Annotated in this window: 16 protein-coding genes; 10 read left to right on the top strand and 6 right to left on the bottom strand. The window is 54.0% G+C overall.

Going from position 1 to position 17342, the window contains the following annotated elements:
* The first annotated feature begins 35 nt into the window (after window positions 1-35).
* Window positions 36-827 carry an elongation factor-1 alpha gene (locus C2U68_RS14900; protein ID WP_186289627.1) on the top strand — a complete coding sequence of 264 codons (792 nt, stop codon included), beginning with the start codon at window positions 36-38 and terminating at the stop codon, window positions 825-827.
* Between the two features lie 33 nt (window positions 828-860).
* On the opposite strand, the gene C2U68_RS14895 is transcribed toward C2U68_RS14900, so the two are convergent.
* From C2U68_RS14895 to C2U68_RS14875, 5 genes are all read right to left on the bottom strand, one after another.
* Window positions 861-1625 (bottom strand): inositol monophosphatase family protein, encoded by a 765-nt coding sequence (locus C2U68_RS14895; protein WP_140913265.1) that lies wholly within the window; start codon window positions 1623-1625, stop codon window positions 861-863.
* Between the two features lie 89 nt (window positions 1626-1714).
* A complete protein-coding gene (locus tag C2U68_RS14890; protein WP_140913264.1) occupies window positions 1715-3007 on the bottom strand; it encodes an ammonium transporter in 1293 nt (430 codons plus the stop codon).
* A 134-nt stretch (window positions 3008-3141) separates the two neighbouring features.
* A complete protein-coding gene (gene glnK / locus C2U68_RS14885; protein WP_140913263.1) occupies window positions 3142-3480 on the bottom strand; it encodes a P-II family nitrogen regulator in 339 nt (112 codons plus the stop codon).
* A 183-nt stretch (window positions 3481-3663) separates the two neighbouring features.
* Window positions 3664-5067, bottom strand: a complete 1404-nt coding sequence (locus C2U68_RS14880; protein WP_140913262.1) for an ammonium transporter — start codon at window positions 5065-5067, stop codon at window positions 3664-3666.
* A 22-nt stretch (window positions 5068-5089) separates the two neighbouring features.
* The gene (locus tag C2U68_RS14875) at window positions 5090-5428 is read right to left on the bottom strand and encodes a P-II family nitrogen regulator (RefSeq protein WP_064024325.1); all 339 of its coding nucleotides are present in this window, start codon (window positions 5426-5428) and stop codon (window positions 5090-5092) included.
* A 396-nt stretch (window positions 5429-5824) separates the two neighbouring features.
* On the opposite strand from C2U68_RS14875, the gene C2U68_RS14870 reads away from it, so the two are divergent.
* The 7 genes from C2U68_RS14870 (at window position 5825) to C2U68_RS14840 (ending at window position 14425) form a co-directional block, all read left to right on the top strand.
* The gene (locus C2U68_RS14870; protein ID WP_222101918.1) at window positions 5825-7180 is read left to right on the top strand and encodes a porin; all 1356 of its coding nucleotides are present in this window, start codon (window positions 5825-5827) and stop codon (window positions 7178-7180) included.
* A 161-nt stretch (window positions 7181-7341) separates the two neighbouring features.
* A complete protein-coding gene (glnA, locus tag C2U68_RS14865) occupies window positions 7342-8751 on the top strand; it encodes a glutamate--ammonia ligase (protein ID WP_140913261.1) in 1410 nt (469 codons plus the stop codon).
* Window positions 8752-8865: 114 nt separating this feature from the next.
* Window positions 8866-9642 (top strand): exodeoxyribonuclease III, encoded by a 777-nt coding sequence (locus tag C2U68_RS14860; protein WP_140913260.1) that lies wholly within the window; start codon window positions 8866-8868, stop codon window positions 9640-9642.
* A gap of 280 nt (window positions 9643-9922) precedes the next feature.
* Window positions 9923-10978 (top strand): nitrogen regulation protein NR(II), encoded by a 1056-nt coding sequence (glnL, locus tag C2U68_RS14855; protein WP_140913259.1) that lies wholly within the window; start codon window positions 9923-9925, stop codon window positions 10976-10978.
* The gene (gene ntrC / locus C2U68_RS14850) at window positions 10965-12386 is read left to right on the top strand and encodes a nitrogen regulation protein NR(I) (RefSeq protein ID WP_140913258.1); all 1422 of its coding nucleotides are present in this window, start codon (window positions 10965-10967) and stop codon (window positions 12384-12386) included. Before glnL ends, ntrC begins: the two co-directional genes overlap by 14 nt.
* 147 nt (window positions 12387-12533) lie before the next feature.
* The gene (locus C2U68_RS14845) at window positions 12534-13898 is read left to right on the top strand and encodes a hypothetical protein (RefSeq protein ID WP_140913257.1); all 1365 of its coding nucleotides are present in this window, start codon (window positions 12534-12536) and stop codon (window positions 13896-13898) included.
* Between the two features lie 26 nt (window positions 13899-13924).
* Window positions 13925-14425, top strand: coding sequence for a hypothetical protein (locus C2U68_RS14840; protein WP_140913256.1), 501 nt, complete (start codon window positions 13925-13927; stop codon window positions 14423-14425).
* Here C2U68_RS14840 and C2U68_RS14835 read toward each other — a convergent pair.
* Window positions 14411-15220, bottom strand: coding sequence for a DUF2066 domain-containing protein (locus C2U68_RS14835; protein ID WP_260839365.1), 810 nt, complete (start codon window positions 15218-15220; stop codon window positions 14411-14413). The two genes, C2U68_RS14840 and C2U68_RS14835, sit on opposite strands and share 15 nt — an antisense overlap.
* A 96-nt stretch (window positions 15221-15316) precedes the next feature.
* Here C2U68_RS14835 and purM point away from each other — a divergent pair, with 96 nt between their 5' ends.
* Together purM and C2U68_RS14825 are read left to right on the top strand one after the other, a co-directional pair.
* Window positions 15317-16357, top strand: coding sequence for a phosphoribosylformylglycinamidine cyclo-ligase (purM, locus tag C2U68_RS14830; RefSeq protein WP_140913254.1), 1041 nt, complete (start codon window positions 15317-15319; stop codon window positions 16355-16357).
* Between the two features lie 165 nt (window positions 16358-16522).
* Window positions 16523-16864, top strand: a complete 342-nt coding sequence (locus C2U68_RS14825; RefSeq protein WP_140913253.1) for a zinc ribbon domain-containing protein YjdM — start codon at window positions 16523-16525, stop codon at window positions 16862-16864.
* Window positions 16865-17342 lie beyond the last annotated feature (478 nt).

The following is a 17342-nucleotide window of genomic DNA, read 5'->3' as shown; positions in this document are numbered from 1 at the left end:
ACGCCTGCTCCGTCAACTCAGCGACCGGACAACCTATGTCGACCGAACCCAATATTCCCGTTAAATATGCCTACAAAGGCGCGAATCTAGTCAGCTTCGGCACATGTATCAAGTTGCTGTTCACCGGCTATCTGGTCACCATCGGCGCCGGTTACTTGATGGCGCTGACCCAAATCTTGTTCACTCACGGCATGGCCGACGGCAAGTTCGGCTTGTCGCTGGACGACATCGTCTACAGTTACTACGGCGATCGCTCGGGTTCGGTACTGGAATCGAAACTGAACGGCTCGATGAAAATGAACGCACCGGACCAGGATCGGTTCAAGATTATCCAGTGGGTGCGCGACGGGGCCGCCGAAGCGTCTTATAACGCCGACATCAAACCCATCGTCGAAAAGAACTGCGTGATGTGTCACAACGCCAATGCGGGCTCGTTACCGGATTTTTCCAAATTCGAAAACCTGAAAAAGGTATCCGAATCCAACGAAGGCGCCACCTTTGCCTCGTTGACCCGGCTGTCCCACATTCATTTGTTCGGCATCAGTTTTATTTTCATGTTCGTCGGCCTGATCTTTAGCTTCAGCACCGGCGTACCGTGCAAATACAAGTATCCGGCCATCGTCATGCCCTATTTGTTTTTGCTGGTCGACATCGCCTCCTGGTGGCTGACCAAGTTAAACCCGCACTTCGCCTGGCTGATCATCGTCGCCGGCGCCGGGCTTGGCATCTCCTTCGCCTTCATGTGGACCGTGTCGATGTACCAGATGTGGATCCTGGGCGGCGTACTGAAACAAGCCGACCGGCGCAATGCGGTATTGCGGGATTAGCCGATACCAAACCAGCCTGACCGTCACCGCTAGCTACATCAACGGCAAGATTTGATCGAGCAATTTGCCGTTGGTGGCCAGGATTTGTTTGGGAAACACGCCGGGATTGCCGGCGAAATCGGTGACGGTGCCGCCGGCTTCCATCACGACCAGGGCGCCGCCGGCGACGTCGTACAGATTCAATTCCTGCTCCCAAAACGCATCGACTTGGCCATCGGCGACGGTGCATAAATCCAATGCGGCCGAACCCAGACGGCGTTGGCCGGTGGTAGCTTGGGCGATGCGGGCGAAGCGCGCCAGATTGTTGTCGGTAAGATATTGGCGCAGGCAGGCAAAGCCGGTCGAAACCATGCTGGCGCCGAGATCGGTTTCGTCGGAGACCCGGATCGGTTTGCCGTTTTTCCAGGCGCCCTTGCCTTTCTCGGCGCAGTAATAGTCGTCTAAAGCAGGGCCGTAGACTACGCCCATGATCAGTTCGCCGTCGATTTCCAACGCAACGCTGATGCCCCAGAAATATTGGCCCTTGGAAAAGGAATGGGTGCCATCAATCGGATCGACGATCCAGCGACTGGTTTGATTGGCGGTCTGACCGCTCTCCTCGCCCCAGAAACCGTATTCCGGGCAATGTTCGGTCAGCGCTTGTTTCAGATAATTTTCGACGGCAACGTCAGCGTCGGTCACTAAATCGCGCGCGCTTTTTTTGTTGACGGCCAGATTGGGCAGATCGTTGAAATAATTCATCGCCACACTGCCGGCGGCGCGAATGATGGGTTCCAGAGCTTGGAGTGTGATTGGCATGGAAATCTCGGCTTAAAATAGCGGTAGCGGGGTGTTGGCACACCCCGCCTGTTGAGTCAGCCGGTTATTCTAACCTGCAATGCCGCAGTTTACAGATTGTGGTAGCCGGTCTCTTCGTGCAGCACGATATCCAGGCCTTGCTGCTCTTCATCGTCTGTGACCCGCAGACCGATCAGCACATCCAAAATCTTCAACAAGCCGTAACTGAAAACACCGCTCCAGGCGGCGGTCACCAGCACCGCCAGGGTCTGGATTGCCACTTGGTGACCGATGCTGACGCCGTTCAGCCCCAGCCCACCGAAACTCTCGGCCGCAAACACGCCGGTGAGAACGGAGCCGACGCAGCCGCCGACGCCGTGTACCGGAAACACGTCCAACGAATCATCGATTTTCAAGCGACGCTTGACGAATTGGGTGGCATAGAAGCAGACGCCGCCCGCGACCACGCCGATTATCAAGCCGCCGATAGGCCCAACGAAGCCGGAGGCCGGCGTAATGGTGCCCAACCCGGCCACCATGCCGGTAACGATGCCCAAAACGCTGGGTTTACTATAGCGCAGCCATTCGATCGTCATCCAGGTCAAGGCGCCGGCCGCCGCCGCGATATGGGTCACGACAATCGCCATTCCGGCCGACCCGTCCGACTTCAGCGCACTACCGCCGTTGAAACCGAACCAACCGAACCAAAGCATGCCGGCGCCGGTAACCACCATCGTCATATTGTGCGGCGGCATCGCCACGGTCGGAAAACCTTTGCGCCGGCCCAACACCAATGCCGCAACCAGCGACGCAACCCCGGCATTGACATGAATCACGATGCCGCCGGCGAAGTCCTTAGCGCCCAGCGCCGCCAACCAGCCGTTACCCCAAATCCAGTGGCAAATCGGCATGTAGACGAAAACCAGCCACAACCCGCTGAACCAGAGCATCGCCGAAAATTTCATGCGTTCGGCAAAGGCGCCGACGATCAGTGCCGGCGTGATGATCGCGAACGTCATTTGGAACATGAAAAACACGGTTTCCGGGATGTCGCCGGTCAAACTGCGGATGCCCATATCCGGCAGAAAGATCTTGGAGGCGCCACCCAACCACGGCTGCCAATCGCCGCCGTCGGCGAAGATAAAGCTGTAAACACCGGCCAGCCAGAGCAAAGAAACCAAACAGGTAATCGAAAAACACTGCATTAACACCGACAGCACGTTTTTGCTTCTGACCAGACCGCCGTAAAACAGCGACAAGCCCGGTATGGTCATGAACAAGACCAACGCGGTGGAGGTGAGAACCCAGGCGGTGTTGGCCTGGTTTAATTCATCGGCGAACGCCGAAACGGGTAATGCCCAGGTGGAGGCGATGAGCGTTAACGCTCTTATAATTGTTGTCATGGTCTATCACGAATATTGTTGTGTTGTTTTTTGACGGGCTATAAACAACAAAATCGCCCTGGTCTACGTTTTACCCGCAGACCAGGGCGATTTTTGCCGATCTTACGCCCGACTTTCTGATTATTATCGGTGCATCAAATCGCGTCTTCCCCGGTCTCGCCGGTTCTGATGCGAATGATTTGCTCCAGATTGGTAACGAAGATTTTACCGTCGCCGATTTTGCCGGTATTGGCAGCCTTGACGATGGTTTCCACGGCCTGGTCGACAATCTGGTCGGCCACCGCAATCTCCAATTTCACCTTCGGCAGAAAATCCACCACGTACTCGGCACCGCGGTACAGTTCGGTGTGGCCTTTTTGCCGGCCGAAGCCTTTGACTTCGGTCGCCGTCACACCGGCCACGCCGATTTCGGACAAGGCCTCTCTAACGTCGTCCAATTTGAACGGTTTAATGATTGCTGTAATTAGTTTCATGCTATCCCCAAAAAATCGAATGGTTAACGTGCTGTTTCGTGACAGTTGCGGCCAATGATAAAGAATTCCGCCGCAACCTACAATTTAGCCAGCCGCGTTACTGACAAGACATCCCGAGCTAACTGAAACGGGCGACCTGTAATTGATCGCCCGTTCCCTCAAGCATTTCGGTACGCGTAGCAATTAACTGTGGTAAGCGGTCTCGCCGTGCTCGGTAACGTCCAGACCCTCGCGTTCGGTGGCTTCGCTGACTCGCAAACCCAGTGCCACATCGGCAATTTTGAACGCGATGAACGATACGACGCCGGACCAGACAATGGCGACACCAACACCCCAGGCTTGGCTGCCGAGCTGGGTCAGAATGCTGTAGTCCGGTGCCGTAGCATTGGTAACGTAATCCCATACTCCGGAACCGCCCAACGCCGGACTGGCGACAACGGCAGTACCCAACGCGCCGATGATGCCGCCGATACCGTGCACGCCGAAGGCATCCAACGAATCGTCGTAGCTCAAAGCGTGTTTAAGGTAAGTGACAGACCAGAAACACACGGCGCCCACCACCAGACCCAGCGCGATCGATCCCATTGGACCAGCCCATCCGCAAGCCGGGGTAATTGCAACCAAGCCGGCTACCGCGCCGGAGGTGGCGCCCAACATGCTGGGTTTACCGCGTACCAGCCATTCTGCGGCCATCCAGGCCAGGGTCGCGGCGGCGGCAGCCAGCAGAGTGTTCAAGAACACCATCGCCGCCAAGCCGTTGGCTTCCAGGTTGGAACCGGCGTTGAAGCCGAACCAGCCTATCCACAGCAACGACGCACCGATCATGTTCATCGTTACGCTATGCGGCGCGATGAATTCTTTGCCATAGCCGATACGTTTGCCGATCATCAAACAACCGACTAGGCCGGCAATACCGGCGTTAATGTGCACCACGGTACCGCCGGCGAAATCCAGCGCACCTTTTTGGAACAGAAACCCGGCTGTAGCGCCTGCCGTTTCCGCCGCTGCGGCATCGGTGTATGCATCCGGGCCGGCCCAGTACCAAACCATATGCGCCATCGGCAGGTAGCAGAAGCTAAACCACAATACGGTAAACAACAGCACTGCAGAGAATTTAACCCGTTCGGCAAAAGCACCGACGATCAAAGCCGGGGTAATTGCCGAAAACGTCAACTGGAACGCGACGTAAATATACTCAGGCACGTAAACGCCTTTGCTAAAGGTCGCCGCCATCGAATCCGGCGTGATACCGCTCAGGAAGGCCTTGCTGAATCCACCGAAGAACGCATTGCCCTCGGTGAAGGCGATACTGTAGCCGTAGGTGGCCCACAAGATCGCCGTCAACGAGAAAATCACGAAAACCTGCATCAAAATCGACAGCATGTTTTTTGCTCGCACCATACCGCCGTAGAACAAAGCCAGCCCCGGAATTACCATCAACGCCACCAACACTGTGGCCACTATCATCCAAGCGGTGTCGCCTTTGTTAATCGTGGCTTGTACCGCCGGTGCGGCCGCTTCTTGCGCAAACGCCGCGCCGGATAGCCCAAACAGCGCTAACAGCGCCATGCTTGTTAAATATCTCATTGTTTGTTTCCCCATCTTGATGTTAAAGAGCTTCTTCGCCGGATTCGCCGGTTCTGATCCGAACCACCTGTTCCAGATTAGTGACAAAAATCTTGCCGTCGCCGATCTTGCCGGTATTGGCGACCTTGACGATGGCTTCCACTGCTTGATCGAGCAACGCATCGGCCACCGCAACTTCGATCTTGGCCTTCGGTAAAAAGTCGACGACGTATTCGGCGCCGCGATACAGTTCGGTATGGCCCTTCTGCCTGCCGAAACCCTTAACCTCGGTCACCGTTACGCCCGACACGCCGATATCCGACAGCGCTTCGCGCACGTCGTCCAGCTTGAACGGCTTAACCACCGCTGTGATCAGTTTCATAGTTCAACACCTCGTTGCTTCAGTTAGTAAAATCCCGAAACCGACGAAGCATGATGCATGCCACTATTTATGTCCGTGATTTATAAGCGGTTGTTACAAATCCCCCGCCGAAACCAAATAGATTCGCACTCAGATGGTGCATCCGGCACAGACATGCACCACCACGACCCATCTCTTCAAGCACAAACTCAAACATTGACGATAAGTCTCTTCATCTGATTGATTAGTCTAAGCAAACTTCCTCCGCACCAAAATAAATCACAAAATCGGAATTGCACCGTTTAGGTTCAAAAAAACCGGAACAAACAAACGTATCTTATTGATTTTTTATTAAAATGAAATTGGCCCCAAAAATGCTATTCTTAATGCAGTAGTCACACACCAAGAGGTAAACCTATGAAAATAATCCTTCCATCACTCAAACTTACTGCGAACACTTCGTTGGCGGCCGTCATCGCGCTGTGCTGCGGTAGCGCCACTGCCGAAACCTGGAGCCAAGCTCCCGGTTTGCTCAGCGCAGCCGGCATCGATCCCAACGAAAGCAAATTCATGCAGGACCACAATCTGAAGTTGGGCGGATGGTTTAACGCCAGCATTGGCGCGAACATGAGCAGCAACGGCGATGGTTTTAACGGCCCGGTCACGTTCAACGACCGCAGTGGCGAATTCCAGGTCAACCAGTTCTACCTATATTTCCAAAAAGCCGTTACTGTCGGCGGCGATGCTTTCGATATCGGCGGACGAGTCGACGCCATGTACGGAACCGACGCGATTTTCACTCAAGCATACGGCTCCCCGGGATTTGATCCTAAAACGCTTGAAGCCAGCGAACGCGGCAGCTGGGATTTGGGCTTGAGTGGTAACGGCGAGCGCTTTTACGGCTTAGCCTTACCCCAGGCCTATGCGGAAATCAACCTGCCGTTTGGTAACGGTATCGACGTCAAACTCGGTCACTTTTACACCCCCATTGGTTACGAAGTCGTAACCGCGCCGGACAATTTCTTCATCACCAAACCTTATACGATGCAGTACGGCGAGCCTTTCACCCATACAGGGGTATTAGCGACCTATGCGTTCAATCCAAACTGGACCGTAATGGGTGGCGCCGTTACCGGTAGCAGCACTGGCGGCTGGGACGGTAACTGGGACCGCGATTTGGGTAACTGGGCCTGGCTGGGAGGCGTAACCTGGACAAGCGACGACGCAGGCACCTCTCTAGCGATTACGTCTACCGCAGGCAAACGTGCCGAGCATGTTAACGATAGCTGGTCAATGTATAGCGTGGTCGGCAAACACAATTTCACCGACAAGCTGCATTACATCATTCAGCATGACCACGGCTTCGCCCAAAACATTTGGCTACCAGCTGATGCCAGCGGCAACGGCGACGCGGAATGGTATGGCATCAACCAATATTTGATTTACGACGTCAACGACAAAGTATCGGCCGGTTTAAGAGCCGAATGGTTCCGCGACCACAACGGCATCAGAGTTTACGGCCCAGGCCGCTGCTATGCTGCATCCGCTAACCAAGGCGACAACTTCGCCTGCGGCGGCAACTACCTTGCCAGCTATACCCAAGAAGGCTCAAGCTACTATGCCGTAACTGCCGGCATGAGTTACAAGCCGGCAAAATGGCTGAATCTGAGACCAAACTTGCGTTATGACTTTACCGACGACGCCAGAGCGTTCGATAACGGCACTCGGCAAAGCCAGTTTCTGTTTACCGCCGATGTGGTCGTGACTTTCTAAGCTCTACCCCGCTCGCCGACAAGCAATCACAAGACGCTTCCAGGGTGATTTAGGCACGCTGGAAGCTTTGATTTTTCTGGCTCTTGTTAGCAATTGATGCTATGGTAAGCGCCGGTTTTTTAAACCTAAAACAATAACCATCCACTAGGAGATTTTGGCCGATGTCAGTAGATAACGTACTAAAAATGATTCAGGAAAACGACATTAAATTCGTCGATTTCCGCTTCTGCGATACCCGCGGCAAGGAACAACACGTCACTTTCCCTGCGCACACCATCGACGAAGACACCTTTGAAGAAGGCAACATGTTCGATGGCTCTTCCATCGCCGGTTGGAAACACATTAACGAATCCGACATGATTCTGATGCCGGATCCCAGCACCGCCAAAATCGATCCGTTCTTCGACGACAAAACGCTGATCTTGCGTTGCGATATCATCGAACCGAAAGACATGCAAGGTTACGCCCGCGACCCGCGTTCCATCGCCAAACGCGCAGAAGCTTACATGCAATCTACCGGCATCGCCGACACCGCATTGTTCGGCCCTGAAAACGAATTCTTCATTTTCGACGACGTACGCTGGAGCGCCGGCATGGGCGGCTGCTCTTACCAAATCGACTCCGAAGAAGCCGGCTGGAACTCGGAAAAAGTTTACGAAAACGGCAACATCGGCCACCGTCCTGGCGTAAAAGGCGGTTATTTCCCGGTTCCGCCAGTCGATTCATTCCAAGACATGCGTTCCGCCATGTGCTTGGTGCTGGAAGAAATGGGTCAAACCATCGAAGTGCACCACCACGAAGTGGCCACTGCCGGTCAATGCGAAATCGGTTCCAAATTCAACACCCTGGTTAAAAAAGCCGACGAAGTGTTGGAATTGAAATACGTCATCGCCAACATCGCTCACGCTTACGGCAAAACCGCTACTTTCATGCCGAAACCACTGGTCGGCGACAACGGCAGCGGCATGCACGTCCACCAATCTCTGGCCAAAGGCGGCGTCAACCTGTTCACCGGCAACCTGTATGGCGGCCTGTCAGAAACCGCTCTGTACTACATCGGCGGTATCATCAAACACGCTAAAGCCCTGAACGCGATTACTAACGCGTCAACCAACAGCTACAAACGCTTGGTACCAGGCTTCGAAGCACCGGTGATGCTGGCTTACTCAGCACGTAACCGCTCTGCGTCCATCCGGATTCCTTACGTCACCAACCCAAAAGGTCGCCGTATCGAAGTCCGCTTCCCTGACTCCACCGCTAACCCATACCTGGCGTTCTCCGCCATGCTGATGGCCGGTCTTGACGGTATCCAAAACAAAATTCACCCAGGTGAAGCGATGGATAAAGACCTGTACGACTTGCCGCCAGAAGAAGAAAAAGCCATCCCGCAAGTGGCCTTCTCTTTCGACGAAGCGCTGGATGCTTTGGACAAAGACCGCGAGTTCCTGACCCGCGGCGGCGTATTCACCGACGACGTGATCGACGGCTACATCGAACTGAAAAAACAAGATGTAACTCGCCTGCGCATGAGCACTCACCCGGTTGAGCTGGATATGTACTACAGCCTGTAAAGGTTAAGCCTGTCTCGCGCAGGCCGAAACCGGCTCAAAACCCCGCAAGCTTCAAGGCTTAGCGGGGTTTTTTATGTCGCTCGTTACGACCGGAACCCATCCCAAAGTATCCCCATGCTTCGCATTATTTCCGCCAACTTGAACGGCATTCGCTCCGCAGCCAACAAAGGTTTCTACGACTGGCTGGCAGACCAAAACGCCGATTTCGTCTGCTTACAAGAACTCAAGGCCCAAGCCCAAAACCTGACCGCCGAGATGTTAAGGCCCGCCGGGCTATACGGTTACTTTCATTACGCCGAGAAAAAGGGTTACAGCGGTGTCGGCATCTATAGCAAGGTGCCGGCCGATACGGTCATCGAGGGCCTGGGCCACCTTGATATCGACAGCGAAGGCCGTTATCTGGAAATTCGAGTCGGCAATCTATCGATTGTCTCGCTGTACCTGCCGTCCGGTTCCAGCAGCGCAGAGCGCCAGGCTGTCAAGTTCAGTGTCATGGAGCGATTTCTTCCCCATTTAGCCGACTTGATCGGCAGCGGCCGCGAAGTCGTCGTGTGCGGCGACTGGAACATCGCCCACCGCCCGGCCGATTTAAAAAACTGGCGCGGCAATCAGAAAAATTCCGGATTTTTACCGGAAGAAAGAAACTGGATGACACAGGTGTTGGCAGAACTCGGTTGGGTAGATACCTACCGTTATTTATATCCCGACACCACAGACGAATGTTACACGTGGTGGAGCAATCGTGGCCAAGCTTGGGCTAAGAATGTCGGATGGCGCATCGATTACCAGATCGCCACGCCAGGAATCGGCAACAAGGCAGCCGCAGCGCAGATATACAAACAACAGCGGTTCAGCGACCACGCACCGCTGACCATTGACTATCGACTCTGATCGGCCACAAGGCAACTCAACAGCATCAACCTTGTTATTTAAGTCGCACCGAGATGATCGGTAACCCCCTCCCAAGTCCAGTTAGCCTTAAAAGCCGGGCACCCTGAAAACCGGCGACCGCAATACAGCGCACCACTTTGGTGCTTTTGCTCCAGCATATGCACTAAAATAAGCGCACCATAGGCAACTTCGCCCGGCAAGGTGCATCCGCCCTGAGAATCCGGACATTGGCGTACATATTGCTTTAGCTAAACAGGACTTTTAAGGATATCCGTTTCCAGTGCACAAAAAAATACTCGATCACTTAAACGAAGCAATCCTGCTGTTCGATAAGGATTTGCGATTAATCTACATTAACCCGGCAGGCGAAATGCTGTTAGCAGACAGCGCCAAGCATTTGCTTGGCCACACGGCGCACAAACTATTCAAAACCGCACACAGCAGCTTGTTTAATGAATTATTGCCGCGTCTGTACATGCTGGAACCCCTGGTCGATAGAGAGCTGATCCTAGAACGGCTTAACCAGTCGATTACCGTAAATCTCAGCGCGACGCCGTTACTGGAAGACGGCGAACTCAGCGAGATATTAATTGAGCTACAGCAAGTGGACCGCCATCTGCGCATTACCAAGGAAGAGCAATTGCTGGCCCAGCAAAACACCAGTCGGATGCTGGTCCGCGGTCTGGCTCATGAGATCAAGAACCCGCTGGGCGGGCTGCGCGGTGCGGCGCAATTGCTGGATTTGGAGTTACAAGACCCGGAATTGAAGGAATACACCCAAATCATCATTGCCGAATCCGATCGCTTGCAAGACCTGATGGACAAAATGCTGGGCCCGAACAAGCCGGCGAATAAGAGCCAGCTGAACATCCACGAAGTCCTGGAACGCGTCCGCCACCTGGTTGCGGCGGAATCGACCAAAGGCATCGTCTTGGAAACCAACTACGACCCCAGCATTCCAGAGATTTTCGCCGACAAAAACCAGCTGATTCAGGCGATTCTGAACATCGTCCGCAACGCGGTGCAAGCGTTACAGAGCGACGGCGAGATCACCATCAAGACCCGGGTACAACGGCATATGACGATCGGCCGTAAACGCTACCGGCTGACGGTAAAAATAGACATCATCGACAACGGCCCCGGCATCAAACCCGAGCTGATGGGACAAATTTTTTACCCGATGATCACCGGCCGCGCCGAAGGAACCGGGCTGGGGCTATCGATCGCGCAATCCTTGATCAATCAACACAACGGCCTGATCGAATGCGAAAGCGAACCCGGCCACACCGTGTTTTCCATCTACCTACCCTTGGAGCAAAATCATGCAAATTCCTGACAAGGTCTGGATTGTCGATGATGACAAATCCATTCGCTGGGTACTCGAAAAAGCCTTGCAGAAAGCCGGAGCCAACACGCAGAGCTTCTCCAATGCCGGCGATTTGTTGAAATCGCTGCCCCACGGCTTGCCGCACGTGTTGATCACCGACATCAGGATGCCCGGCATGGACGGTTTCGAGCTGCTGCGCAACATTCAAAACAGCTACCCCGAGCTGCCGGTGATCGTGATGACCGCGCACTCGGATCTGGAAAGCGCGGTATCGGCATTCCACGGCGGCGCCTTCGAATACCTGCCCAAACCCTTCGACGTGACCGAAGTCGTCGAAACCGTACAGCGCGCCTGCGCCCACAGCCGGCAACGTCATAGCGACAACACTCAGGAACAGGAAAGGGTGCAGGAAACGCCGGAAATCATCGGCGAAGCCCCGGCGATGCAAGAGGTTTTTCGCGCCATAGGCCGTTTGGCGCGTTCCCATATCACCGTACTGATCAACGGTGAATCCGGCACCGGCAAAGAGTTGGTAGCGAAGGCGCTGCACCGCCACAGCCCGCGTGCCGACCAGCCTTTCATCGCCTTAAACATGGCGGCGATTCCCAAGGACTTGATGGAGTCGGAACTATTCGGCCACGAAAAAGGTGCCTTTACCGGCGCCCAAGCCCGCCGCATCGGCCGCTTCGAACAGGCCAACAACGGCACCTTGTTTCTGGACGAAATCGGCGACATGCCGGCCGAATTGCAAACCCGGCTATTGCGAGTGTTGGCGGATAACGAGTTTTATCCGGTCGGCGCCCACACCTCGGTCAAGGTCAACGTCCGCATCATTGCCGCCACCCACCAGGATCTGGAGGCACTGGTCGCCCAAGGCCGGTTCAGGGAGGACTTATTTCACCGTTTGAATGTAATCCGCATCCATATTCCGCCGTTGCGCGAGCGGCGGCAGGATATCGGTTTGCTGATGCGGCATTACCTCTACCAAAGTGCGAAAGAGCTGAACACCGAGATCAAAGTATTGCGACCGGATACCGAAGCGTTTCTGAGTTCCTTGCGTTGGCCGGGCAACGTCAGACAATTGGAAAACATTTGCCGCTGGCTCACAGTTATGGCATCGGGCCGGGAAATCCATATCGAGGATCTACCGCCGGAGCTCAGCCAGAGCCACGCCGAGACCAGCGTAAATGAGCCCGGTAATGGCGACTGGGAAAACCAATTCAAAACCTGGGTCAAACAACAGCTCTCGTCGGGTAAAGTCGATATCGCTAAACATGCGATTCCGTCGGTGGAAACCTTATTAATCGAGGCGGCGCTGAACCATACCCACGGCCGCAAACACGAAGCGGCCTTACTTCTGGGTTACGGCCGTAATACGCTGACGCGCAAAATCAAAGAGCTGGATATCAAGGAATAAGCCACCGCGCCCGACTCGTACATCCCGCATCCTCCCGGACCTGCCGTTGCTGGGGCGGCAGGTTTTTTTACTCCGATTAAAGCCATCGGTGTATACTCCCGCCGTCTGATGAACACCCCACAACTAGTAGAATAAGGTTCATGTATCATGGCGGAGAAAACGGTAAGCAAGCACCTGATCAATCTCGAGCGGCAATTCGCCGCCAACGACCCGATATTGCAGAAAACCGCAAAAATATTTCAGGACTTGGATGAAATCGAGTTCGAGTTGGGCCTGATCGACAACGACGAAACCACTGCGCGCAAAACCAGTTGGTGGCCTATCGTCAGCACCCTGGGCGGCTACTCACCAGCCAAATCCGAATTCATCAACCGCTATCTTGGCGTGCAACTGAATACCTCTCGCCACAAATTCACAGTACTACAATATACGCCGCAAGCGACCACAGCCACTTTACCGGGTACCGCGCTGGACGCCGACCACCGCCTGCCGTTTTACCAGATCAGCCGCGTACTCGAACAAACTGCGACTGGAGAGGGCGGTAAAGTCAACGCTTATTTGGAGCTAGTCACCGCCAATAGCGCCAAATTGAAAAACAAATTAGTCATAGACGCTCCGGTACTGAACCCCAATCAGGAATCCCAGATTTCGGCTTTGTTACGGAATTACGTAATTGGTATTTCGGATCTGGTTTTGGTATTTACGGATTTGTTCGAAGCCGACGCCGAATTGATCAAAGACACCCTCAGTACCATCGTTGCCCATCAGGATTCCAATAAGTTTCTGTTTGTCGTCGATCATTCCGAGATCAGTATCGACCCAGCCAAAAGCCAGGAAATCGCCGCGTCCTGGCAACGCCGGTTGGCAAACCTTGGCATCCACACCGGCCAGTTTGTGGTGCTCTCGCAATCCGGAGATACCACCCCGTTCGATCATCGGTTCGCTAACATCAACAATGACCGCTCTTACCGAATTTTGGATTCGCTGGAAAACAGCATCCTCGCTATCGATCAAGTGATAATGCCTGAAGTGGAAGAAGCGCTGAATACCTGGAAAGAGCGCTCCAATGCTTCGAGCTTGATCGTGTTGAGCTTCATTATCATGCTATTGCTGTTTGCCGAAATCGCAGTCGGCATACTCGACTTGGTATTCGACCCCATCATCGGCCCGATCATGGTCCTGGCTTTGCTCGCGATCATGACGCCACTGCATATGATTGTCAGCCGGGTTAATGCCAAATTCGTCATAAAACAACTGCTGAAGCGCCAGGCTCAACTTAACTTGAGCGAAGATCTTGTCGGCTTATTCGAGAAGAGCCTGGGATTCTGGAGAACTTTGCTGCCGATCACCGATCCAGTCGGCAGAAACAAAAAGAACCGGAAACGCCTGCTCGGCCTGATTGAGCAGAGCAAGGATCTGATCCAAGCGCTGAACGACCAGTTCAGCCACTTACAACAACAGGATTACCGAGGCCCTTACGACGCCTACCCGTATTCCGAAACGGAAGAATAAACCACAACTGTTAGGACACCGAGACGATGGACATCATCAGACAGTATTTTCTGCTGTGCTGGCTCAATGTCTCGGTCCTCAATCTGCCGGCCTCACCTCGTTTCTTTAAGCACAATCTGATTTTCTATTTCTCAATCGTGTTCTTCGTCCAATTCAACATGGTTGACGATATCGATTCGATTTTCGAGGTGATGCTGGAGACTTTGCTGACTTTAGCCTTTATTGCGCTGGTATTGCTAACCAACGGCACTTTCGGCGATTTTATTAAAGTGTCGTCGGCGATATTGTTCTGCGAGAACGTAGTGGCGCTGTTCCTGGCGCCAATTCTGTTTTGGGTGACCGTTGCCGAAGATACGCCCAGCTACATGACGCTAAGCTTGTTTTTACTGTGGGACTTGATCATTATCGGCAGGATTTTCAAAGACGCTTTGCGCATCAACAATACGGCCGGCTTGGTGATGTCTCTTTTCTATTTTTTGATCAGCTACGGCGGCGCCTACGGCCTTTACAGCTTATTGATTGGCTGACGGCTTAACGCCGTAATAATTGGACAGCACTCGATAAGCGCCTTCGGCGCCGGTAACGGCGGCCGCTTTCAAAGGCAAGCATTCGCCATTCCACTGCTTGATCTTACCGTCGAAATAAAACGCCCACTCGCCTTGCCAGCAACCGCCTTTTTTGGCGATGCGCCCGGCCATGACCGAGGTCACTTCGTAACGTGCGGAAACGGCCAGTAAATTACGCGAATCGGCACTGAGGACTTCGCTAACCGAAATCTTTTGCTGCTCTTCCAGATCCAACATCGGATAAATCATCGGAATACCTTTGATTTTGGCGGCAAAGGCCAATGCGCTTTCCACTTCCGGCATGGCGTCGGCGTTATAAAACTGGCGTACGCCGTCTTCGTCGACTACCAGCCAGACCAAGGTTTCCGGCCGGATCTCACTCCAGATCCCGACATGGCTATCGCGCATGACTTGCATCAATTGATCTTCGTCGAATTGCACCCGAATCAAGCGCGCCTCATTGTCCGGTTGCTCGTCAGCCGCAATCAGCGAAAATTGCGATTGTTTGACATAGTTTTGCGCACTGGCCAACGCTTGCTGCACCGCCGGAATTTTGGAAATGTCGTCCGCTACCAACACCCGGCTCAATACCGCATACATAGCCTGTTTGATAGCTTGCAGCCTGTCCTCGGCCGATTGGCTGCGGGCCACCAGTTCGATTTCATAAAGTCCCTTGACCTCAACGGCATCGGCAGTTACGACTCCGCCCAACAAACCCCATACCAGCAAGCCCCAACTCACGGATTTACGTTTCATAAAAACCTTGCTCACTCGCCTACCCTGACTCAGCATTAATTCGGAATATAGTACAATATCGGTCGATTCAACCTGAACTTTAACAAGAGGCCAACATTGAGCGAACAACAAGACCGCCTGGATTACAAGAGTGCCGGTGTCGATATCGAAGCGGGCAACGCTTTGGTGGAACGCATCAAACCCATCGCTGCCAGAACCCGTAATGCAGGCGTGATGGCCGGCCTTGGCGGCTTTGGTTCGCTATTCGAATTGCCTCTGGACCGCTACAAACAACCGGTACTGGTTTCCGGCACCGACGGCGTCGGCACCAAATTGAAACTGGCCCTGGATTTAAATATCCACAACAGCGTCGGTATCGACTTGGTGGCAATGTGCGTCAACGACATCGTCGTGCAAGGCGCGGAACCGCTGTTCTTTCTGGACTATTTCGCAACCGGCAAATTGGCGGTCGATACCGCAGCCAGCGTTATCGAAGGCATAGGCCTGGGTTGCGAGCAGGCCGGCGCCGCTCTGGTCGGTGGCGAAACCGCGGAAATGCCGGGCATGTACGCCGATGGCGACTACGACTTGGCCGGCTTTTGCGTCGGCATCGTCGAAAAAGACCGCATCATAGACGGCAGCTTGGTTCAAGCCGGCGACAAACTGATTGCCCTGGCCGCTTCCGGTCCGCACTCGAACGGCTACTCTCTAATCCGTAAAATCGTGGCACGCAGCGGACTCGCCTGGACCGACGAGGTAAACGGCAGACCGCTCGGCGAGACCTTGCTGACCCCGACCCGGATATACGTCAAACCGCTGCTGGAGTTGCTAAAAACGATTCCGGTCCATGCCATGGCCCATATCACCGGCGGCGGTATCACCGAGAACTTGCCGCGAGTATTGCCTGAAGGCCTGCAAGCCAATATCGACCTGAGCAGTTGGCAATTGCCGGAAATCTTTCAGTGGCTACAGCAACAAGGCAACGTTGCCTTGGAAGACATGCTGGTGACATTCAACTGCGGCATCGGCATGATCGTTTGCATCGCCGCCGCCGACGAAGCGGCCACGTTACAAATATTGCAACAGCAAGGCGAAACCGCATTTACCATCGGCGAGATTGGCGTGGGCAACGGCAAACCACACGTCAAATACCGCTGACCAATCGATGCCGTCGCTGGCAGTGATGTCTGCTGGCGCGCGGCACCCGCCCCTGCCCCGGCCATACCGAAGAACGGCCTAGGCCAATCTGCCACAGGCACAGGCACAGGACTAACTCAATACGGCTGTGCTCAGCTTTTATCAAGAACGGAACGACCGAAATCAATGAACGATTTACCCAATTGCCCGCAGTGCGGGTCCGAATACACCTATCACGACGGTAACAATTTCGTCTGCTCGTTATGCGCTCACGAATGGACTCAGGACGCCGCCGACGCCCATAGTGACGACCTCAAGGTCATCAAAGACGCCAACGGCAACCCGCTGCAAGACGGCGACACGGTCACCGTAATCAAGGACCTGAAAGTCAAAGGTTCGTCGCTGGTGGTCAAAGTCGGCACCCGTGTCAAAAACATCCGCTTGGTGGAAGGCGACCACGACATCGATTGCAAGATCGACGGCATCGGCGCGATGAAGTTGAAATCCGAATTCGTTAAAAAAGCTTAATTCGGCCGGTCAAATCGAGTTGTGACGCGCAAAAAAAACGCCCTGCTTGGATTTCCAACTAGGGCGTAATGTCCACACTTGAGAACAGGTAGGAGTAACAACACACGCTTTAGTTAAAGCAAAGTTAATGCCAAGTCAAAAACACGTCGCTCCAAGCCTTTTTTGCTCCTTTGCGCGATGAACCAACTCGGAAAACGCACCAAAACCACGCAATGCCGGGCAAAATTGCACCAAAAACAAGCTTCACCGTGAGCCGAATCGCCAAACTTGTCGAACCGACGTCGATCAGCCGCCATCATTCGGTCGAATACATGTTCGGCAGCTCTCCGATTAGGCTATTCCGACAGTCAATAAATTTCGCTTGCCCTTGACTGCTGAACAGGGCGGAGTGTTCGCCGCTTCGGCCTTAGACGCGCTGTATCCGCCTGGAGCCTCAGAGATGGCCTAGCCCAGTTTTACCAGCCAGAAGTGGCTCCAT

It is taken from the genome of Methylomonas koyamae (assembly GCF_006483455.1).
Lineage (GTDB): Bacteria > Pseudomonadota > Gammaproteobacteria > Methylococcales > Methylomonadaceae > Methylomonas > Methylomonas koyamae_B.
This window is presented reverse-complemented; position numbering and strand designations above follow the sequence as displayed.